Origin of the sequence: Exiguobacterium sp. s166, assembly GCF_018618855.1 — a bacterium.
Taxonomy (GTDB): domain Bacteria; phylum Bacillota; class Bacilli; order Exiguobacteriales; family Exiguobacteriaceae; genus Exiguobacterium_A.
Map to the genome: position 1 here is coordinate 284,148 of NZ_JACSMU010000003.1, position 20,954 is coordinate 305,101.

General features: G+C 49.3%; 24 protein-coding genes and 1 pseudogene. 5 read left to right on the top strand and 20 right to left on the bottom strand.

What is annotated here, in order from left to right; translation table 11 throughout:
* Positions 1-12 precede the first annotated feature (12 nt).
* From KNP93_RS09380 to KNP93_RS09390, 3 genes are all read right to left on the bottom strand, one after another.
* Positions 13-486 carry an NUDIX hydrolase gene (locus tag KNP93_RS09380; protein ID WP_214854819.1) on the bottom strand — a complete coding sequence of 158 codons (474 nt, stop codon included), beginning with the start codon at positions 484-486 and terminating at the stop codon, positions 13-15.
* A complete protein-coding gene (locus KNP93_RS09385; RefSeq protein WP_188004270.1) occupies positions 483-1,568 on the bottom strand; it encodes a flavin monoamine oxidase family protein in 1,086 nt (361 codons plus the stop codon). The genes KNP93_RS09380 and KNP93_RS09385 overlap by 4 nt, the downstream gene beginning before the upstream one ends.
* Before the next feature lie 121 nt (positions 1,569-1,689).
* Positions 1,690-1,866 (bottom strand): helix-turn-helix domain-containing protein, encoded by a 177-nt coding sequence (locus KNP93_RS09390; RefSeq protein ID WP_214854821.1) that lies wholly within the window; start codon positions 1,864-1,866, stop codon positions 1,690-1,692.
* Between the two features lie 218 nt (positions 1,867-2,084).
* Here KNP93_RS09390 and KNP93_RS09395 point away from each other — a divergent pair, with 218 nt between their 5' ends.
* Both KNP93_RS09395 and KNP93_RS09400 read left to right on the top strand, forming a co-directional pair.
* Positions 2,085-2,294: a helix-turn-helix transcriptional regulator gene (locus tag KNP93_RS09395; RefSeq protein ID WP_131972797.1), complete on the top strand. Its 210-nt coding sequence runs from the start codon at positions 2,085-2,087 to the stop codon at positions 2,292-2,294.
* Positions 2,291-2,767 carry a hypothetical protein gene (locus KNP93_RS09400; RefSeq protein WP_131972798.1) on the top strand — a complete coding sequence of 159 codons (477 nt, stop codon included), beginning with the start codon at positions 2,291-2,293 and terminating at the stop codon, positions 2,765-2,767. The genes KNP93_RS09395 and KNP93_RS09400 overlap by 4 nt, the downstream gene beginning before the upstream one ends.
* Before the next feature lie 4 nt (positions 2,768-2,771).
* On the opposite strand, the gene KNP93_RS09405 is transcribed toward KNP93_RS09400, so the two are convergent.
* From KNP93_RS09405 to KNP93_RS09460, 12 genes and pseudogenes are all read right to left on the bottom strand, one after another.
* The gene (locus KNP93_RS09405) at positions 2,772-3,191 is read right to left on the bottom strand and encodes a GNAT family N-acetyltransferase (RefSeq protein WP_214854823.1); all 420 of its coding nucleotides are present in this window, start codon (positions 3,189-3,191) and stop codon (positions 2,772-2,774) included.
* 90 nt (positions 3,192-3,281) lie between these two features.
* Positions 3,282-3,785 carry a YusW family protein gene (locus KNP93_RS09410; RefSeq protein WP_012370314.1) on the bottom strand — a complete coding sequence of 168 codons (504 nt, stop codon included), beginning with the start codon at positions 3,783-3,785 and terminating at the stop codon, positions 3,282-3,284.
* A gap of 87 nt (positions 3,786-3,872) precedes the next feature.
* Positions 3,873-4,292, bottom strand: a pseudogene (locus KNP93_RS09415) (universal stress protein).
* 17 nt (positions 4,293-4,309) lie between these two features.
* Positions 4,310-5,773 (bottom strand): SulP family inorganic anion transporter, encoded by a 1,464-nt coding sequence (locus tag KNP93_RS09420; RefSeq protein ID WP_214854825.1) that lies wholly within the window; start codon positions 5,771-5,773, stop codon positions 4,310-4,312.
* Positions 5,774-5,971: 198 nt separating this feature from the next.
* A complete protein-coding gene (locus KNP93_RS09425) occupies positions 5,972-7,633 on the bottom strand; it encodes an FAD-dependent oxidoreductase (protein ID WP_214854827.1) in 1,662 nt (553 codons plus the stop codon).
* A 19-nt stretch (positions 7,634-7,652) separates the two neighbouring features.
* Positions 7,653-8,957: an arsenic transporter gene (locus KNP93_RS09430; protein ID WP_214854828.1), complete on the bottom strand. Its 1,305-nt coding sequence runs from the start codon at positions 8,955-8,957 to the stop codon at positions 7,653-7,655.
* Positions 8,958-9,030: 73 nt separating this feature from the next.
* A complete protein-coding gene (locus tag KNP93_RS09435) occupies positions 9,031-9,345 on the bottom strand; it encodes an ArsR/SmtB family transcription factor (protein ID WP_131504088.1) in 315 nt (104 codons plus the stop codon).
* Positions 9,346-9,430: 85 nt separating this feature from the next.
* Positions 9,431-9,715, bottom strand: coding sequence for a hypothetical protein (locus KNP93_RS09440; protein WP_214854830.1), 285 nt, complete (start codon positions 9,713-9,715; stop codon positions 9,431-9,433).
* A gap of 12 nt (positions 9,716-9,727) precedes the next feature.
* The gene (locus tag KNP93_RS09445; protein ID WP_131504087.1) at positions 9,728-10,165 is read right to left on the bottom strand and encodes a VOC family protein; all 438 of its coding nucleotides are present in this window, start codon (positions 10,163-10,165) and stop codon (positions 9,728-9,730) included.
* Positions 10,162-10,737: a GNAT family N-acetyltransferase gene (locus KNP93_RS09450; RefSeq protein ID WP_214854832.1), complete on the bottom strand. Its 576-nt coding sequence runs from the start codon at positions 10,735-10,737 to the stop codon at positions 10,162-10,164. The genes KNP93_RS09445 and KNP93_RS09450 overlap by 4 nt, the downstream gene beginning before the upstream one ends.
* A gap of 67 nt (positions 10,738-10,804) precedes the next feature.
* A complete protein-coding gene (locus tag KNP93_RS09455) occupies positions 10,805-11,197 on the bottom strand; it encodes a hypothetical protein (protein ID WP_214854835.1) in 393 nt (130 codons plus the stop codon).
* 108 nt (positions 11,198-11,305) lie between these two features.
* Complete coding sequence (locus KNP93_RS09460) at positions 11,306-13,012, bottom strand: methyl-accepting chemotaxis protein (protein ID WP_188004264.1); 1,707 nt, start codon at positions 13,010-13,012, stop codon at positions 11,306-11,308.
* Between the two features lie 160 nt (positions 13,013-13,172).
* Between KNP93_RS09460 and KNP93_RS09465 the strand changes: the two genes are divergently transcribed.
* Positions 13,173-14,225 carry a C45 family autoproteolytic acyltransferase/hydrolase gene (locus KNP93_RS09465; protein ID WP_214854843.1) on the top strand — a complete coding sequence of 351 codons (1,053 nt, stop codon included), beginning with the start codon at positions 13,173-13,175 and terminating at the stop codon, positions 14,223-14,225.
* Between the two features lie 52 nt (positions 14,226-14,277).
* On the opposite strand, the gene KNP93_RS09470 is transcribed toward KNP93_RS09465, so the two are convergent.
* Genes KNP93_RS09470 through KNP93_RS09485 form a run of 4 tightly spaced genes read right to left on the bottom strand, consistent with a single transcriptional unit; the run spans position 14,278 to position 17,288 of the window.
* On the bottom strand, positions 14,278-14,751 hold the full coding sequence (locus tag KNP93_RS09470; protein WP_214854845.1) for a GNAT family N-acetyltransferase: 474 nt from the start codon (positions 14,749-14,751) through the stop codon (positions 14,278-14,280).
* A gap of 18 nt (positions 14,752-14,769) precedes the next feature.
* The gene (locus KNP93_RS09475; protein WP_214854848.1) at positions 14,770-15,351 is read right to left on the bottom strand and encodes a GNAT family N-acetyltransferase; all 582 of its coding nucleotides are present in this window, start codon (positions 15,349-15,351) and stop codon (positions 14,770-14,772) included.
* 50 nt (positions 15,352-15,401) lie between these two features.
* Positions 15,402-16,154 carry a VLRF1 family aeRF1-type release factor gene (locus KNP93_RS09480; protein WP_214854858.1) on the bottom strand — a complete coding sequence of 251 codons (753 nt, stop codon included), beginning with the start codon at positions 16,152-16,154 and terminating at the stop codon, positions 15,402-15,404.
* Positions 16,155-16,169: 15 nt separating this feature from the next.
* Positions 16,170-17,288: a hypothetical protein gene (locus KNP93_RS09485; protein ID WP_214854860.1), complete on the bottom strand. Its 1,119-nt coding sequence runs from the start codon at positions 17,286-17,288 to the stop codon at positions 16,170-16,172.
* A gap of 387 nt (positions 17,289-17,675) precedes the next feature.
* Here KNP93_RS09485 and KNP93_RS09490 point away from each other — a divergent pair, with 387 nt between their 5' ends.
* Positions 17,676-18,818 (top strand): AI-2E family transporter, encoded by a 1,143-nt coding sequence (locus tag KNP93_RS09490; RefSeq protein ID WP_214854861.1) that lies wholly within the window; start codon positions 17,676-17,678, stop codon positions 18,816-18,818.
* Here the strand turns inward: KNP93_RS09490 and KNP93_RS09495 are convergent.
* Positions 18,768-19,334, bottom strand: coding sequence for a DedA family protein (locus KNP93_RS09495; RefSeq protein WP_214854864.1), 567 nt, complete (start codon positions 19,332-19,334; stop codon positions 18,768-18,770). The genes KNP93_RS09490 and KNP93_RS09495 overlap by 51 nt on opposite strands.
* 53 nt (positions 19,335-19,387) lie before the next feature.
* Here KNP93_RS09495 and cls point away from each other — a divergent pair, with 53 nt between their 5' ends.
* The gene (gene cls / locus KNP93_RS09500; protein WP_214854867.1) at positions 19,388-20,827 is read left to right on the top strand and encodes a cardiolipin synthase; all 1,440 of its coding nucleotides are present in this window, start codon (positions 19,388-19,390) and stop codon (positions 20,825-20,827) included.
* The last annotated feature ends 127 nt before the right edge of the window (positions 20,828-20,954 follow it).

The following is a 20,954-nucleotide window of genomic DNA, read 5'->3' on the forward strand; positions in this document are numbered from 1 at the left end:
CTGCCGGACAATCTAGTCCTGTACTCGGGTCAGTTTATCCGTTTCCGGATTTTTCAAATAGTCGAAGGCTTTTAAGACAAGCGGTGACGCGTTCGACGCTTCGACGTCCGTCCGGCTGACCCAGGACGAACCGGTCGAATCCTGCCCGTCAAATGTCTTTGGTACAGACCGTTCCCCAACTGCTTCTAACACGCGGAAAAATACGCCGATATGATGCAGATGCGACGCCCGGTGCCAGTCGGACTGAAGGAAAAATTCAAACGTTCCAAGCAACTGTTTGGAACGGACCGTCAGCCCGGTTTCCTCTTGGAATTCACGGTCCAGCGCGTCCGGCAACGTCTCGAAATCTTCCAGACTCCCACCCGGCAAATCATACCGGTACGTGTACGGTCCACCCTGCTTATGAATGACGAGCAGTTTTCCTTCATTATAATAGATGCCGTATGTACCGAATGCCCGGTGAAATGTCGGTTCGTTTGTATTCATGATTCATCCTCCCTCATATACGTTGTTAACCATCGCTCGACCGATTGTAACGTCCCTTCTAAATGGCCGCCGAACGTAGGATCACTTTCCGTTCCAAGCAGCGTGACCTTGTCCTGCAACGCATCTTCCAGTCGAATCGGTCGATAGTCCGGAAAATCGGTTAACGGTTCAGCATCTGCTTTCACTGCCGTCTCCGGTTCCTTTGCCCAATCCTGATACAAAACGGCAATCGGATGACCGGCTTCCTCTCCGAATAAACGGATCAACTGTTCGATGACCTGCCGCTTTACTGCTGTTTCTCCAAGCGTTGCACGCTCCGTTGCCGTCAGGCGGAAAAATCCGAATAGGGCTCCGGGGCCGGTCGGCGGTGACGCATCATGGATTTCCTGCAGCACACCGGACCAGCTGATGGCGAAACCGGATCGACCGCTTTGCCGCCAAAATGGGGTATCGTACACGGCGACCACCTTCGCTTGCCCGGCCATCCAGGTTGGTGTTGTCCTCAGTTGATCGTGCACGGATTCTGGTAAAGCGGGACGCCATTGGATCAGTCCGCTGAGTCGCGGCGGGAGTGTCACGATAACGTGATCAAACGTTTGCCGGATTCGGCTCCCACTCTGCTCCATCGTCAGTTCAACCTGATCCGTTGCCTCAATCGCCGTCACACGGTGCGCCAGTTGAATCGTTCCGGGATGCAGCCGTTCCGCCAGCGCCTCCGTCACGCTGTGCATTCCGTTTACCAGTCTGTGCGATAAAACCGTTTGACCGTCCGGTAACCGGTGTTGTTCGACTTGCCCCGGTGACCGTTCGAGCATCATCGTCCCTTCGATCGCCTGAACAAGGACCGGCAGTTGCAGACTCTCAATCAGCGTCGTCATCAAACGTTCTGTTTCCGGCCAATACCAGGTTGGTCCGAGATCAAACGCATAGGACTGATCTTTAAGCGTCACCGTTTTCGTCAGGACCCGGCCGCCGATCCGGTCACGTGCTTCAAAAATCGTGACCTCATCTCCCCTTTCCTGCAGACGCGAAGCGGTGTACAAGCCGGTCAGACCGGCACCGACGACAGCGATTCGTGGCATGTTGATCCCTTCTTTCCAGTGATTTCCTTCTCAGTGTACCGAAAAACAATTCGACCGCCTACTCTTTAACATAAGCAAACAAAAAAAACAGAGCGTCATCCGACACTCTGTTCGTCGTTCCTTAGGATGATTGCATATGTTGCCAGTCGTCTTTATCAAAGATCGACTGGACCCATTCGGTGGAAACATATAATGATTTGGCGATGGCTTCGTCGGATTTCCCGAGTTTACGTAGCAAATGGACGATTCGAATCCTTCGCTCGAGTTCACGCTCGTCAGGTAACAATTCCGGCATCATGTCGGCGCCTCCTTTCTCTCTTTAAGCCAACCGTCATCGTTTTGTCTAAGTTACCCGTTTATCGGTTGAATATTCCGATAATTCAAGAGGTTCGATGATTTTTGATAAAGAGTCTCAAAAAAGTAACAGTATGTTTTTCGTTTAAATGTAAAACAGACTTTACAAAAAGTAAAACACACTTTACAATTCAAGTATCAATTAATGAAGGAGAAACTGTGATGAAGCTGACGAACCGGGTTAAATCGTTGCGCAGCAGCAACGGATGGACGCAGGAACAGTTTGCTCAGATGATCGGTGTCACGCGTCAAACCATCATCTCGCTTGAAAAAGGCAGTTACACCCCGTCTCTGTTGCTCGCGATGCAAATTGCACGGGTATTCGCACTACCGGTCGAATCGATTTTTTATCTAGAGGAGGAATCGGAATGAAACGTGTCATCATTCAATCGTGTTTAAACATTTGTATGTATTTTTTAGCAGCTGTTTTCATTAGTTCTATTCACGATCAACTAAATATTTTTCAAAATGATCCGGTCAACGGTGCCGGCTTCAATCTGACGTTGGACCTTTCCATTATTCTTCCCGTTATATTGGTCGCAATCGGTCTTTCGGTCACCGGCTACTGGATGCGGACAGATAAGAAGAGTTCGTTTTCCAAGTGGTCGTCGTCGACGACTGAGTTTTCTGATGAAGATGAACGGGAGGAAGTCATTACAGGAAAGGCGACACGTGCCGCATACGTGAGCTTTTTAATCACCTTACCGCTATTGATGATTGCCTTGTTGTTTGATGTTCCGCTGATGTCGATTTTTCCAAACTTTGCGTTTTATGCCATTGCGCTCGTCTTAACAGCAGGAACCTTTTCTTACATGGCGGCCTGGGTCTATCATTACCAACGCTGACCCTTCATAAATACTTGACGAAAAAGTACTGGGTCTGTCCTTCCGCCGGATGATCGTCGAGACGACCGTATTCCTCGAATCCGAGTTTTTTATAAAAGCCCGGCGCCTGAAAATTGAACGTATCGAGTAGAATCTTACTGCATGATTTTTCTTCGGCAATCGATTCGATTTTTGCCATAAGTTGTTTCCCGACACCGCCTGTTCGGTTTTCCGGGTCGACCCACAAAAAATGCACCTGCAGATGATTCCACACATAGCTTGCCGTAACACCGCCGAGGAGTTGCTCGTCTTCATCCCATGCCAAAAAGCAATATGATTCCGTTTCCGTAAAGAGCGTTGCCGGAACGTGTTGTCGGTTATAAGCAATCAGTTGCTCCCGGATCCATTGCCCATCTTCCGTCGTACCGCTTGTGATTTCCATCATTCAAAACCCCCGATTGAAATATTTTACAATACGTTCTCATCATATCATGGAGAGAAAAGAAAAAGAGGCGCCGCTTGGCACCTCTTTTTTTTACTTCTTAAATTCTTTTTCTGTACCATCGGCAAACTCGATCTCGATTTCAAGACGGGTCGCGTCATTGATGCCAAAGACTTTCTCGACTTGAGCAATCGCGTCATCATTTGACGTATCGGCATCAAGGTTCAGTTCGTCGAGCTTGGCATCCAGCGTCTTCATCGCTTCATTGCCTTGCGCCTGCTCACCGTTCATCTTGTAATCGGCTTCCGTCCCGTCGTTATCACGGTCATAACTAATGTCGACGGCGTCCATCATGTCCGAAGTATCTGCCTCGACTGACAGACTGACGAATCCGTAATCTTTGTCGGCATTGTCCGTCACTGTATCCTGATCTTGTGTACCTGACGTATCGTCGTTCATCGTGCTGTCATCCGTCATCGAATTATCATTTGTCGTTGTCGTTTCCTCGACTTTTTCAGTTTCCTGATTGTCCGAATTGCCGCATCCTGCGGCAAACAGGGCAAGACCAAGAACCGGTACCAAATATGTCTTCTTCATTAGAATGACCCCCTCTTTTTTTGACTATCCCCTGGGTCAAGACACATAAATCATTTTAATGTGCGATTTCAGAAAAAGATTCACTCGTCACTTCACAATCAAAACCGGACCTTTGACGCGTTTGGCAATCTTATGACTGACACTACCGAGCATCATCTCCTACAGACTGTTTAACCCCCGGCTGCCGATAATCGTTAAATCGACCTGCTTTTGATTGGCGTGATCCACAATTGTCGGACCCGGCTCACCGCGAAGAATCGTCACGTAATAGGAGACATCCGCTGCTTCGAGCTTTTCTTCGACCGGTGCCAGTCTTTTTCTGCGGGCCACTTCAAGCCCTGCCGTTCCTTCCGTATGCAGGACATCGTCTTTAATTTTTCCAAAATCGGCGACGAAAACGACTTCCACCTGACTGTCCGGACTGAGCTGGGCAATCTTAATTGCTTCTTCCGACGCCCGGACGGAATGGTCCGAACCGTCGACGGCTAATAAGATATGTTGATACATAACCGTTCCCCCTTAACTCAATGTGTGGAAATTTTCGGGATCGGATCCTGATGAACCGCCAACCGATCAATCAGTTTCTTACTTTCCGGATTCAATCCAATCAGTTCGACTTTGTTTTGATTCGCCATCAAGCGGAGCATCACCTTGTCAATCGCTCCGACGGCCGAATCATCCCAAATTTGGGTGCTGCTGAAATCAATCCGGATTTGTTGGTTCGTCCCCTCATAATCAAACGAAGCGATGAAATGATCAACCGACGCGAAGAATAACGGACCTTTGACGGTATATACCGTTTTTCCGGACGTTATCTGTTGCTTGATCTTGATTTTCGAGACTTTGGCGACAAAGAACAGGGCACTTAACACGACACCTGCCATGACGCCGATTGACAGATCATGTGTGGCAACGACGATGCTGACTGTCGCGAGCATCACGAAGGCATCGGCTTTCGGAGCTTTACGGAGATACGTAAACGACGACCAGTCAAACGTGCCAATTGAGACCATGATCATGATTCCGACAAGAACCGGCATCGGAATTTGAACGACCCAGTTTCCGAGGACGATGATCAAAAACATCAGGAACAGCCCGGCGATAAGTGTCGACAGCCGCCCACGTCCTCCTGACTTGACGTTGATGACCGATTGACCGATCATCGCGCAACCCGCCATTCCGCCGAAGAAACCGGTGATGAAGTTCGCAATCCCCTGCCCGCGGGCTTCCTTGTTTTTTTCGCTTTCCGTGCCCGTCATATCGTCGACGATCGTCGCCGTCAGCAATGATTCCAGCAAACCGACAATCGCGAGTGCCAGTGAGTACGGGAAAATGATTTGAAGCGTCTCGATGTTCAACGGGACGTCCGGTAAGAAAAACGACGGTAATGACCGTTGAATCGTTCCGAGATCACCGACCGTCCGCAAATCAATATTCAAGTAGATCGCCGCAATCGTCAGCACGATGATTGCGATCAGCGGTGCCGGGATCGTTTTAAGAAAACGCGGTAACAGATAGACAATCGCCAGCGTAATGGCGACGAAGACGTACGTCATCGTGGAAATCCCGATGAAATGCGGGACTTGGGCCATAAAAATCAGAATCGCCAGTGCATTGACGAACCCGATCATGACGGCACGCGGAATGAATTTCATGACCCGTGCAATCTTGAAGACCCCAAAGAGAATTTGAATGACTCCGGTTAAGATCGTTGCAGCAAGCAGATAATCGAGTCCGTGCTCCTTGACGAGCGGAACCATCAACAGGGCCATCGCACCGGTCGCTGCTGAAATCATCCCCGGCCGGCCACCAACAAAGGCAATGATGACAGCGATACAAAACGAAGCGTATAATCCGACCATCGGATCGACTCCGGCGATGATCGAAAAGGCAATCGCCTCCGGAATTAACGCCAGGGCGACGACGATGCCTGCCAACACATCACCTCTGATATTTGAGAACCACTGTTCTCGTAGACTCATTTTCATTTATTTCTTCCACCTTTCTGTTGAGAACTGTTTCTTTCTCAACATCCTGTCCTGTTTTGAATATCCACAGTCTAGCACCATTAGTTTCAAAAAGGAACAATTTTGGTCTGATTTATTTTGCAACAATCAACTTAACCGTATGAAAAAGGAGTTCATCCGAATCGATGAACTCCTTTTCGCGTATCTTATTTAGTTGCGTCAGTCCGCCAGACATTTCTTGCAGTGTTGGTAATTTTTGTTGCCGCCGGATAAGTTACAGACATCCGTAAACCCAAGGTTCTTGAGCACGTTTTGCGCGGCGTTCCCGGTTACCCCCTTGTTGCAGTAAACGATTGTCGGCAACGTCGCATCAAGCTCTTTCGCCCGTGTCCGCAACTCGCCGATTGGAATATGAATCGCACCGTCGACGTGATTTTTTTCGAACTGTGTTTTCGAACGGGTGTCGATGATTTGGAACGACTTGCCGTTTGCGACTTGTTCGATCAACTCATTTGGTGTCATCAAACGGGCTGTTTTTTTAATTGCATTGTCAAGTGCCATCCCGGTATAGAGCACCGGATCCTTTGTCGTCGCAAACGGTGGCGCATAGGCGAGATCGAGATGGAACAGATCCTCCGCCTTTGCCTTGAATGTAATCGCCGTCGCGAGGACATCAATCCGTTTGTCGACCCCTTGCGGACCAACGATTTGTGCCCCGAGAACACGGCCCGTTGCCCGGTCAGCAATCGCCTTGATGACCATCTCTTTTCCGCCCATGTATTCCGGACGATCCGGTTTAATATTATGGAGGACTTCAATGTCATATCCGGCTTCCCGCGCTTCTTTTTCCGTCAATCCGGTCTGCGCGACCGTCAGATTAAACGCTTTGAAGATGCCGGTTCCAAGAATGCCGCGGTGTTCCGCTGCTTCACCGGTAATGACCATCCCGGCAATCCGGCCCATTTTGTTGGCGGTCGAACCAAGTGGGCGGTAAATCGCTTCTCCGGTAATGACGGAGAAACTTTCCGCGACGTCGCCGACAGCATACACATCCGTCAGATTCGTCTGCATCTTCCGGTTGACGGCAATCGCACCCGTCTGACCCATCTCAACACCAATCTGTTGCGCGAGTTTGGTATTCGGTTTCACTCCGACCGACAGGATGACGAGATCTGTTGCAATCGACTTGCTGCTCTCGAGCGCCACTTCCGTTACACGCTCCGTCCCGTTGAATGCCGTCACCGATTCACCGAGCAACAATTCAACACCTTTGTCTTTTAAATGATCAGCAACCCGCTCCGCCATATCACGGTCAAGCGGCGGCATGACTTGCGGCAGGCGTTCGACGAGCGTCACCTGAATTCCGCGGTATGTCAACTGCTCGGCCATCTCAAGACCGATGAAGCCGCCGCCGACAATCGTTGCCGTCTTTGGATCATGCTGTTCGATGTACGAGCGGATCGCATCGGCATTCCGGACATTGCGAACCGTAAAGACGTTGTCGTGATCAACACCCGGGAGCGGTGGGACGATGCTTGACGCACCGGTCGCAAGCACCAGTGTATCGTACGTATCTGTAAACCGTTCACCGGTCGCCAGATTAACGATGGTTGCCGTCTTCGTTGCGTGATCAATCGATTCGACTTCGTGCCGCGTATGGATGTCGATGTTATAGCGTTTTTTGAAAAATGCCGCATCGCGTGGTGTCAATTCGTCGATGTCGGCAATTTCCCCGCCGACGAAGTATGGAATTCCACAACCGGAATAGGAGATGTCATGATCGCGGTCATAAATCGTAATCTGTAAATCTTCACTGTTCCGACGTGCTTTTGCACCAACCGATGTCCCGGCAGCAACTGAACCAATGATCAACAATTTCATGTAAGTGTCCTCCTGAAAATTAATAAAGTAACAAACTGATGTACAATCCGAGCAACGTAATCGCAAGCGTTGGAATCGTCAGAATCGTACCGATTTTAAAGTATTGTCCCCAGCCGATCTTGACACCTTTTGAGCGCAAAACGTGCAACCAGAGTAAGGTCGCCAAACTTCCGATCGGTGTAATTTTTGGACCTAAGTCGGATCCGATGACGTTGGCATAAATCAAGGCTTCCCGGATGATTCCGGTCGTTTGACTGAGATCGATCGCCAGTGCATCAATCATCACGGTCGGCATATTGTTCATGATCGACGACAGAACAGCGGCAAGGAAGCCCATCCCGAATGTCGCACCGGCAATCGTCGTCGCAAAACTGTCGATGACATCTGCGAGAACTTGCGTCAATCCAGCATTTTGCAGACCATAGACAACGATATACATCCCAAGCGAGAAGAAGACGATCGCCCACGGTGCGCCGGCGATGACTTTTTTCGTCGGTACGCTTGGTGAACGACGTGCCATCAAGAGGAAGAACAGGGCGATGACACCGGCAACGAGACTGACCGGAATGCCGATCAAGTCACTTGTGAAATAGCCGACGACAAGCAATACGAGTACCAGCCACGATAACTTGAACATCCGCTGATCCTTGATTGCTGTATGTGGGGCGACGAGTTGCGTCACATCATAGGTCTTCGGAATACTTTTGCGGAAGTACAAATACAACACAAGCAGACTGCCGATGACGGAAAAGATGTTGACGAACACCATCCGTGCAGCATACTCCGTAAAGCCGATGTCAAAGAAGTCGGCCGAGACGATATTGACGAGGTTTGAGACGACGAACGGCAGACTCGCCGTGTCCGCAATGAAGCCGGAAGCAAAGACGTACGCCAAAACGACATAATCCGGTAATTTTAAGTAGCGGACAATTGCGAGAACGATCGGCGTCAAAATCAACGCTGCGCCGTCATTCGCAAACAAGGCCGCCACAATCGCACCAAGCAGTGTCAGATAGACAAACAGTTTGACACCGCCGCCTTTGGCGATCCGTGCCATATGAAGCGCCGCCCATTCGAAGAAGCCGATTTCGTCTAAAATCAACGAGATGATGATCAGAGCGATAAAGGTAAATGTCGCGTTCCAGATGATACCCCAGACAGTCGAGACATCATCCAGGTTCACAACGCCGGTCAGTAAGGCAATCAATGCCATCCCCATGGCGGAGTAGCCGATGCCGAGACCTTTTGGTTGTTTGATGATTAAGAATAACGTGATCAGGAAAATTCCGATCGCAAGTAGATGTGTGCCGGTCAATGCGTTCACTTCATTTCTCTGTTAATTTTTCTTTTTCTGTACATAACCAATCTGTTATGTTCAAAATCGCTTTATTTCTGACTTAACACTGTTTCCGTTGAACATCCGGTAAAGGAGTTGTCGTTAAGATTGTCAGCAGCAATGCATACCGGGGATGATCCGGATTGAGACGAAAATACGTCCACTGCCGTTCGCGACGTTCCAAAATCAAATGCGCCTGCCGTAACAATTTTAAGTGCCGGCTCACGGCCGGTTGTGAAATGGCAAACAGTTCAACAAAATCACAGACACAATGTTCGCGGACTGCCAAACGACGCAGGATTTCAAGACGTGTTCCATCACTAAGCAATTTCAGGAACTGACTCATCTCATCGACCGGTGTCACGGTTAGAGTCATGGGAAGACCTCCTTTTTTTAGAGTAAACAATAAGAAAATCGTCAGTCGACAGTTGCAGACGGACGATTTATATATAACCACTTTATTATATAACCTTTTTGTTATGCAATCCTTTTTTTGACTGGCGCCGGACAAAACGCGGATACAGCTGATTGACTGTCAAAAAGTAGACAAAAAAGACAGTGAAGTAAAAATTGATGAATTTTTTCATTTCTTTGGTACTCAGCCAGATTGATTCATCGTACATCAACCGTCCCGATACCGTGATGACGACAGGATGCGTCGCAAGCGTCAGACCAATCAGGACGAATAAGCAAACACCAAGATCATTGAGCCAGACTTGGGTGCTGCCTTTTGGATTACGAAACATCCAATCCCTCCTTTATTTTGGAATCGTTTCAGCCAGTTCCAGTAAAATCCCCTCCGGTCCCCGGACATAACAAAGACGGTATGTTTCTCCAAACTGTTCGACCGGATGAATGGCTGTATATCCCTGCTGTTCTACAAGCCGGATCATTTCGTCAAGCGACTCGACGTTGAGGCAAAGATGACGAAGACCCCTTGAGTAGACTTCGTTAGATGACGGATGAGAATCAACCGGTGACTGATAGTGAACGAGTTCAAGCCAGGTCTCTCCATTCGGAATACCGAGTGCGACACACGTTGTTTTCGCTTCATGCAGACCCGTCACCCGGTCGAGTTGCGGTCCGGACGCCTCCCATTCACCTTTGACGACGAATCCCAGGCTGACGAAAAAGCGTGTTGCCTCTACAAGGTCCAAGACGTTAATGCTGACATGATCCATCCGGTTGATGTTCATACCCGGTTTTCCTGTTTACGTTCTTGCCGGCTCACTTCAAAGTCCGGCTTTAATAAAGAGAAAATCCGTCCGTCATGCGACATTCCGCCTTGGAACAGATAGCCGCGTAACATCCCTTCTTCTTCAAATCCGATTCGCGTCAACAGCTGGACTGATGCTTCATTTTCTACAAAGGTCACCGCCCCCATCCGGTACAACTCAAGTGTCTCAAATGCATATTCCAAAACAGCTTCAATCGCTTCCGCCGCGTAGCCGCGCCGCCAGTGTGCCGGATCAAGTTCAAAGCCGATTTCCGCCTTTTTACTGTACAGACTGAGATGATTCAGTCCGATGGTGCCGATGAACGTTCCACTGTCACGGGTGACGATCCCCCAGCGGATGCCTTGCCGGCTGGCAAAGGTGTGTTTAAACGAACCGATGATGTTCAAAGCATCGTCTTGTTTCTGAAGCGGATCCATCCCGTAAAAGCGGGTGACGTCCCCGTTCGACAGAATGCAAAAGATGGCCGGCGCGTGTTCGTCTGTGACTTCAATCAGTTGCAGTCGTGCAGTTTTTAGTATTGGAAAAGGCATAGGGGATTCCTCCAGTATTTAAATTTGTAAGTTATGTACTGATACTTAACTGTTTAATATTTGTATCCTAGTCATGCTTTAAGTGCTTGAATTCATGCGTGTCGTTTTTATTGTGAAATCCACTCAATTCCACACGTCCTTCGGGATTGACCTTATACTCATACGCAGCATCCGGTTCGTTTTGAAAGGGTACGGTCGAGATGGTCCACTTTTCGCCCGGAAATTCCTTCGCGAGATATGGTTTGACGACTGTCACGTTTTTCTGAATCTGCGCCTTGATGTCTTCCTCATCCGGCTGATTCATTAAAAAACTGCCGAACATCAGACAGAGCACTCCTGCAGTCATCAAAGCCAGCATACGCTTTTTTCCCGTCTTCACTAAGCCGAACACTACAATCGGAAGCACAATCAAACCGAATATCTCGTAAAGAATCCATTCAATGAGTTCATGTGGTCCCATATCCGTAACCTCCTTTTCTCTATTGCTACTTATTACCGTTCCTTTTTCAAAATCCCTGCTTTTTCCATAAAAAAAACAGGTACCTATTTTAGGTACCTGCTTGATTCATTACACGTTAAAACGGCTCGACAATCGTTTTAAGTCTTCCGCCATCGTCGCCAGTGATTGTGACGCTGACGAGATTTCCTGCATCGATGCCATCTGTTCTTCCGTCGAAGCCGAGATGTTTTCCGTTCCGGCGGCCGTACTTTCCGTCACGCCTTGAATCTCGCGCATGATCGCAGAAATCTGTTCGCTTCCGGCTGCCATTTCCTGCACAGCGCCGGACACTTCCTCGACTTGCCCTGTCACTTCGCTAATCGAACGTTCGATCGCCTGGAATGAAGCACTCGCTTCACCGGCCACTTGTATTCCGTTCGTCATCTCAGTCGTCACCTTTTCCATCGAAACAACGGATTGTTCTGTTTCCTGTCGGATGACTTGGATCAAGCTCTCGATCTGCTTCGCCGCAAGAGCCGATTGCTCGGCAAGCGTCTTGACTTCCGCTGCAACGACCGCAAATCCGCGTCCCTGTTCACCGGCACGCGCCGCTTCGATCGCCGCGTTCAGTGCCAACAGATTCGTCTGTGCGGCAATTCCCGTGATCGAATCGGTAATCTGTCCGATTTCCTGCGACCGGTTTCCGAGACCGACGATGACTTGACCGAGTTCCGTGAAATCGGTGTTGATCCGCTCCATCTGTTGACCGAGTTGCCGGACGACTTGTCCGCCGTGCGTGACTTTATCCATCGCGTCACCTGTCGCATCTGTCATCTGTTGCGCGTTACCGGCGACTTGACTGACGCCGGACGTTAAGTCCTGAACAGTCCGTGATGCACCGGAGACCTGGTTCAATTGCTGGCTTGCACCACTCGCGATTTCTTCCATCGTCACGGCGACCATTTCCGTCGCTTTCGTCGTCGCTTCCGCATTCGTGCTTAGCTCATCCGATGCTGTCGCAACGTGTTTTGATGTATCCGTCATCTCAATGATGACCTGGTGAAGTTGCTCCGTCATCGTATTAAACGACGTCGTCAATTGTCCGAGCTCGTCTTTTGAGACGTAATCACCGCGGACCGTTAAATCACCTTCACCCGACTGCTTCATCCATCCTTGCAGGGAACGGATCGGTTGTGTGATCAGACGTGTGATGTAAATGGCGAGACCTGCAAACAACATCAGGGCGATGACGAAAATACCAAGCATGATGTAGAACGCAGTTTGTTGTTCCTGCTGGTTCAACGCGTTGATGTCTTTCGCTTGTTTCGTCATCGTCTTCATCAGACTTTTTGCCGAGTTCGCGACGTTCTCCCGAACTTGCTCCAGGTTTTCTGAATAACTCTTATACGCGTCTTCATTTTCATTTCGTGACGCAAAGTCTTGGACCATACTCATACCATTATCATATGCCAGTACATTGTCCTTTAATGTTTCCAATTGCTTACTTGATTGTTCCGTCATCTTGGCTGTACGTTCGTATGTATCTAAAGACGACCGGATTTGGGCTTGACGTGTATCAATTTCGCCTCCCAATTCTTCAATCCGCTTCGGATCCGTCGTTAGAATCATTTCGACCAGAAATGAATCAAGCGCCCGGGTATCAATCCGGATTTGAGCGACTTCCTGGACCGGCAACAGATTTTCCTGATACATCGCTTCCGATGCCTTTGACATCTGATTCAGGAAATAAAGCCCGGCGCTTGCCAGTAAAATCATGGCGATGATTGCTGTCGCAATCAATAGTTGAATCTTTTTACGTACCGTTAAATTTTTCATGTTCTCATCCCTCCATCTCCTTTATCGGTAACTTGTTCAAATTATTCAGTGTTTTTTCATGATTGGCGTGAGCAATGTGTTGTCCTGAGCCCTTGATTACGACAGCGGGTACCGGATTCGATATAATCAGAATCATACAGAAACAAAAGGAGTGAAGTCTGTGCAGTCTGTCTCGAACGAAATCACGCAGTTCCGCGGAACACACTATGACTTCGGCCGCGAACAGGGCCGTTACGTCAAACGCAACCAACTGTTGCATAACCGCGAAGACAATTGGAAAATCCGGGTTCCCCGTTTTCAGGTCGACCCTGTCGAAACGAAAGAGATGTTTCTCCGCTATGCCCCGTATATTTGGGATGAGTTGCTCGGGTTACAGGATGAACTCGAATTATCGCTCGCCGATACATTGCTTCATTTTGGTCACTACCGGGTCGAAGGACCGAAAAGCGGCTGTTCGATCATGACGGGTGATAATTTCCTCGTCCGCAATTATGATTATCATCCGATGACGTACGATGGACGGTTTTCCGTTTTTCAACCGACGGATGGCGGCTCCGCTATCATCGGACCGGCGTCCCGCGTCACCGGACGAATGGACGGAATGAACGAACATGGCCTTGCGATGGGGTACAACTTCATCAACCGCCGTCGTCCTGGAGACGGCTTCGTCAGTTTCATGATTGGACGGATTATCCTCGAGACATGTACCTCGGTCGAAGATGCAATTTCGCTCGTAAAGGAGATGCCGCACCGGGGGTCGTTCAGCTATGTCGTTCATGACCAATCGAACCGCTCATTTGTCATCGAGGCGACAGCCCGCGACATCAAAGTCCGGGAGACGAATCTCTGTACGAATCATTTTGATCTGTTGCAACACGAAAACCGGTTCCATCTCGATGATTCGAAACGGCGGATGATGGAACTGAAGACGCATCAGCATTTGATTCAGGACGCGGAATCGGCGTTCCGGCTGTTGAACGATTCCGATAAAGGTGTGTTCTCCGAGTTGTACAGTCACTGGGCAGGCACGATTCATACGTCAGCCTATTTCCCGACCGACATGAAAGTCTGGTTCGCTCTCGGCGGTGATCAAGAGCCGGTTACGTTTGATTTTAAAGATTGGCTGGCCGGAAACGATTTTATGTCAACGCACATCCATGGTGAACTCGAGACCGATATCCAGTTCGCAAACACCCTTCAAACGTGGCGCTGAAGACAACAAAACACCTCTGTGCATCGATTTTTCGGATGCACAGAGGTGTTTTTCAGTCGATTGTTTTGGTCATATGTAAGTCTGTCGTGACAAATCCGGTCGTTTCATAGAGATGAATCGCCCGCGTGTTATGCGCAAAGACATGCAATTTGATTTTTTTAATGTTCATCCGTCGGGCGACCTGCTCCAGTACTTCCATTGCTTGCCGTCCGTACCCTTTCCCTTGATGGCCTTCTTCGATTTTGAAATCAAAGATAAAGGCGGTTCGACCGTGCGTCGATTCACTTAATTGAAACCAAATCATACCGACCGGCGGCTGTTCGGGATCGTCCAAAATCGAAAACAGATAATGATGTTTCGTCTGGATCCCGTCCGGTAATAATTGGCCGTACTCGGCGGCTGACCGGTCAAGCGCTTCCACCTCTGCCCATGTCCCGGCTTTGACTTTCTCCTCGGCATATTCTTTGATGGCTTCCGGTAAGTATGCAGCATAGGCCGCTTCTGTCATTTTCATGAATTGAACCATTCCGTGGCACCTCCTGCTTTAATTCATTTGCTGATTTTGTACGGATGATACGCACGTGTCGGACCAGTCTTTTGCGAGCATCGCATAAACGGCAATATCATGATACGCCCCGTACAAAAGCTCCGCGTCACGTAGAATCCCTTCTTGCTGAAAACCTAAACGCTCCGGTATCTTCCGGCTTCGTGTATTGCCGATCGCACATTCGATGACGACCCGGTTCAGTTGTAATGTCGTAAAACAATAGTCTGTGATAAATGCGACGACAGTCGTCATCAATCCTTTACCGCGTCCGTTCCCGGTCAAATAATACCCGATCGACGTTTGCAGTAACGTCTGATTGATTTCGTGTAAAGCGATCGTCCCGACGAGTTCGCCCTCAAAATAAATCCCGCAGGCAAAGCCGTTGCCGTTCGCATAGTCCGTCAACCAGGCCGGAATGATTTCGTTCCGGTAGATGTCGGGTCCGGTTGCTTCGTCGACCCAGCCGAGCCACTCCCGTAAATGATCACGATTGGCATCGACAAGCGCATAAAGCGCGTCAGCGTCCTGGCGTTCGATTAATTTCAAACTCAGTTGATCAGTGATGTGATGCATGAACATGTTCTTCCACTCCCTATGTACGTCTAAAGCTATACTTTAGACGTCGACGCTCAAAATACCTGCTTGAGAATCTGTTGTTGGCTCGATTGCGACAAATTTTTATGAATGACCTGTTTTGGTTTGGTCGTTAAGGCCTGCTCAAGGAAGTTCGCTTGCGACCGTTCGCCGATGACGATGATCTGATCCCAATCAAGTGACCGGTTTAGTTTTTCGACCTCTCCCGACAACTCGCGGTAAAACCGTTCTGCCTGCTTTTCGACCCGATCGCGGAAATCATCCGTCTGATTGCTGCTTGAAGCGCCACTTCGTCCGCTTCGTCCCTGATAACGCCGCCACTGTTCGGTATCGAGATCCAGCTCGTAGTCATGCGTCGCCTCGACTTCTCCAAGTCGGACGTCGAGGACGGTCGCCGAATCGAGATGCGTCAGCACGATACCGGTTCGCGGGAATTGTTGGTCAAGGACTTCCAGTTGATTGAGATTCGGTTTGGTATAATAACTGATTTCATCGGTCACATCGAGTTGTAGGAAATAGACTTCCTGCAAGAAATCATCGCTTGAGACAAAAGCAACGATACTGCGCAGCAAACTCGTCCGCTGATTGTTGATCGCCTGCTCGAGTTTCGAAAAGACGGCTTCGACGGCTTGTTTATCTTCCTGTTCCGTCAAGAGACGTTTCTTCTCATTCCGCAGAATCGTCTCCCACTGGTTCCGTTTATCCGGAGCGGTACTGAGATACACCGACAACACGTGTGTCGAACAATCAAATCCTTTTAACCGTTTGATATCTTCTCCTAGACCCATCTGAATAACCTCCTGTTAGTAGATGAATGACGCTAAAATACCGGTGATGAAGACGGAGGTGATGGTAACCGTCGAGAAGCCGGCGACGACCATCTTCGGTAAAATTTCATCCTCAATGATCTGGACTTCATCTTCCGTCTCGCCGATATTTTTAGCCGCTTCCTGACTGAGAATCAATGTACCCGGAAAACCGTATAGTGACGTCAAACCGATTGCAATCGCCATCGGGTAAGAGTAACCGAGGAACTTCCCGGCAAGCATCGCAAACAACACGATCCCGAGCACGCCGAGAATGAAGGCGATCAACAATGGCACAAACAGTTCGACGACGAGGTCCGCAAATGAGGTCGTTGCGAGTGGTCCAAAGATGATCAGTAAAATCGCAAGCATCATCAGACCGTAGGCATCAATACCGTTCAAGACATTGGGTTTCAAGACGCCGGTCGCCCGTAAGGCAATCCCGAGTAACAAGGCAATGACGAACGTATTCAGCCACCCGTTCGTCAAACCGCTGAGGAACGACGAAACGATGACGACGACACCGACGACAAACAGCGTCCCGGCCGTCGTATGGAACGGCTCCGGCAAAATCGTCTGTTTCTCGGATGTTTCGGCCGGGTCAAGAACTGCTTTCCGCGTGATACTGCCATCCCGGACCCCTTCCCGAATCCGCAATGCTTCTTTACGGAGGATGACCGATGTCAGCGGAAAACCGATCAAACCTTGCAGGGCCGCAATCAGGACCGGAAAAACGGCGACCGAGATCAAGCCGGCGTTCAGCGCCTGTTCCTGAACGATAATGACGGAAATCGTCCCGCCGCTGACGGCCGCGATGGCGCTGAGGACATAGTTCGTATCGAGGAACAGCCGACCGATCGTAAAGAGCAATACGCTGATGCCGATGACGGCCGAGACCCCGATCAGAAACGTTTTCCACTGCCGTTTAAATTCATCGAGGCTGATCAGCGTCCCGAGATGAACGATGATCATCCCGACGACGGTTTGTCCGAGCGGTAACAAGGCTGACGTCGGCAACAAGTCTTCCGGAAACAGATTAGTCTTGAATCCAATCAGAAAGATGATGGAGGCAACAAATAACGAAGATAATAAGACCTTTGTTTTTTTTCGAAACATAATCGCTGACCGTCCAGATGAGCATGATAATCGTAAAGGCAATGATGGGCTGCATACGTGTTCCTCCCTTTTAAACGACAGGTTGTAGGAGCATGAACATCGGTAATAGGACGAACAAGGTTATTAAGCTGACGATGAAGGAAAATATAATGGGGGAAAGTGACTACTGTCGTTGCGAAGAATCATGAGTTGACTGGAAATGACTGCGGAGATGACAGCGATGATGATACGAAAAATGGTTAGAGATTAGTCTATGATTACCCCTTTTTTTAAACCGATAACAAAAAACGGTGAAAAAATATGAATTTTACAGAATTTTCAAACTATTTTTAAAGGTTTCAGGGAAAGAGTAGAGCATGCAGTTCATTCATGAGGGAGGAGATGACCTTGTCCGGATTAATTTCCAATCGTTCCTTTCGTATCGGTCTGTTCATCTTACTGGTTCTTGGCATCATTTATATGGCGCGGCAGGTCAACTTTCTTTTTTATCCGCTGTTTATTCTGTTTACGACGATCTTCACCCCGTTCATCATCGCCGGTATTTTATTTTACCTGTCCGTCGGAATCGTCGATTCACTGGAGCGTCGCCTGCGTTCCCGAAAACTGGCAATTTTCATCGTCCTGGTGCTGTTACTTGCGCTCGTCACCCTGTTCCTCTTGACGCTATTCCCGCTCATCACGAAACAGCTTTTCGCTTTCATCGGTGCCGTACCCGGTTTTGCCGAACGTCTCTATACCCAATCGTTATCCCTCTATGCGAAATATGGAACCTCCATCCCGACACTCGACAATCAATTGTCGTCTGTCGAGAACTCGATGAAAAGTGCGACCGCGCTTCTTGGAAACGTCTTTTCCTCGATTGCCGGTTCTGTAATTTGGCTGATTCAATTCATCGCTTCGACCGTCTTCACATTATTCATCGCCCTGTTTTTATACATTTTCATGCTGGTCGACGGGAAAAAACTACCGAATGCCTTGGTACAGTTCATCCCGATCGGTTATCGCAAGGAAGCGCTGTTGATTTTAAAAGACATGAACGGAACGATTCGCTCGTATGTCCGGGCGCAATTGATTGTCTGTTCCTTCGTCGGGAGTCTCGCGACACTTGTCCTTTGGTGGCTCGATGTTCCGTACTTCTTACCGCTCGGTCTGTTCATCTTCGCGACGAACATCATTCCGTACCTCGGACCGTTTCTCGGTGCGGCACCGGCCGTCTTGATCGGCTTTTTGGACGAACCGATTAAAGGACTGTATGTCATCATCGGCATTACGATCGTCCAACAGCTCGACGCCAATGTCATCTCGCCGCTCGTCCAGGGAAAATCTTTAAAGGTGCACCCGATTACGATCACGGTCGTCTTGCTCGTCGCGGGTCAACTGGCAGGGATTCTCGGCATGTTGCTCGCCGTTCCCTTTTACGCCGTCGCAAAAGTGACGGTCCTCAACATCATCAAGTTGGCACAACTCCGGAAGACCGCGTTACGGGCGGACAAACCAGTTCCGGATCGTGTCCCGGAAAATCCAACCTAATACGCCCGTCAGAATCAGCAGACCGGGTAACAGGATGACACCGCCATGGGTTGCCCACCACGCCGAAAAGCGGTTTAACAGACCGTAGGCACCGAGACGATTGACGAGAATCGTCCACAGCAACGCATAAACGCTGGTTCCGACAAGCGTCACCAGCACATATGGCCGGTACGGATAGGCCAGCAGTCCGGACATATAGTGGATCGGACGCCGGACACCGGGCAGGAAAAACGACATCGCGATGGCGACCGTTCCTTTTTCCTGCAGAATCACTTCGGCTTTTACGAGATGTTTATTCGTCAAGGCCTTTTGAAAGACAGGCAGTTCACGAAAAAAACGGGGAATGCCGTAAAACAGATTAAAACACACGAAACAGGCGGACCAGACGGATAAAAAAATCAGGATAAGTGCTTGATCCTGGCGTAACCAGCTCCTGATTTGGCGGATGACCAGCAAATCATCCGAAATCGGGATGAACAAGATACTCGAGATGAACCGGATCCATTCCGAAAACATGTGTTTTCCCTCCCGTCGAAGTCATTCTTTCTGAAAACGAGGTGTTCGTATTGATGGACTATACCCTAATCTTGACGATTTTGCTCTACGTCGTGTTAATCGCCAACGTCGCTGCGGCAATCGCCATCCTGTTTTTTGAGCGGCGCGATGTCAGTGCAACCTGGGCCTGGTTGATGATTCTCTTTTTCTTACCCGTCATCGGCTTTTTGATTTACTTACTGTTCGGCCGTTCGTTAAAGCAGGACTCCTTTTATCACATCCCGGAAGACCGCCGGTTGGCGCGCGAACAAGACCTTACCGAACAGGCAGCTGAAGCGATTTCCCCCAATACACCACTTTATCCGTACCGGAAGTTGATTCAGGCGAACCGGACGTCAGGAGCCCTGTTGACGGAGGCGACGGACGTCCGGACGCTGTTCGACGGCAACCAGAAATTTGATACGTTGGTCGCTGACATACAGAGCGCCCAAGTCGAAATCAATATCCAGTACTTTATCTTAAAACGCGATCCGCTCGGTGACCGGTTGTTAAATGCTCTCTTCGAACAGGCCAAACGCGGCGTCAAAGTCCGGATTCTGTATGACGCCGTCGGTTCCTGGAAACTCAAAGCGAAGGACTTCGCAGCGTTCAAACAAGATGGTGGTGAAGTCCGCTCCTTCTTCTCCTCGCCGTTCGGTATCTTCAACTTGCGCATCAACAACCGGAATCACCGGAAACTTTGTACGATTGACCGGCAAATCGGTTACATCGGCGGTTTTAACGTCGGATCGGAATATCTTGGAGAAGACGAACAGTTCGGCTACTGGCGGGATACACACCTCCGGGTCCTCGGCCCCGTCGTCAAAGAACTCGAATTTCATTTTGAACAGGACTGGGACGCGGCAAGCAACGAACGGACCGATTGGTCGACGGCTTCGATTCCACCGCTTGAAGTGACGACGGAACGGGTACCGGTTCAAATCGTAACGTCCGGACCGACCTCGGAAACGGAATATTTGAAAAACATGCTGATTCAAATGATTCATTCAGCAGAAAAATCGATTTATATCCAGTCGCCCTATTTCATTCCGGACGCCAGTTTCATGGATGCCTGTCAGATTGCGCTGGCTTCCGGCGTCTCGCTCAAAATCATGATTCCGAACCAGCCGGATCACCCGTTTGTCTACTGGGCGACGTACGCGGCGGTTGGTGAACTGATTCAGCACGGTGCGGAAGTTTACACGTACGAAATCGGCTTCATGCATGCGAAGACAATTGTCGTCGACGGGAAAATCGCTTCGGTCGGGACGACGAATATCGATGCCCGGAGCTTCCGGCTGAACTTTGAAATGAATGCGATTTTGTACGATGCGGCGATTGCGGAAGAGCTGGAGCTGCTCTTTTTGTCCGACGTCGCCGACAGTGCCTTGCTGACACGGGAAAAATATGCCGCCCGTCCGCGGATGATCCGCTTTAAAGAAAGTATCTCGCGTCTGTTGTCACCGATTTTGTGACGTTACGAGTAGCTGCAATCGTTTAAATCATAAATTAGCTCATTTTCATGTAAACATGTTCATTTTAATTGTTTTTGACTATGTTTAACTGTTTTAAATCCATATTAATTAGTTCATTTTTGAATAA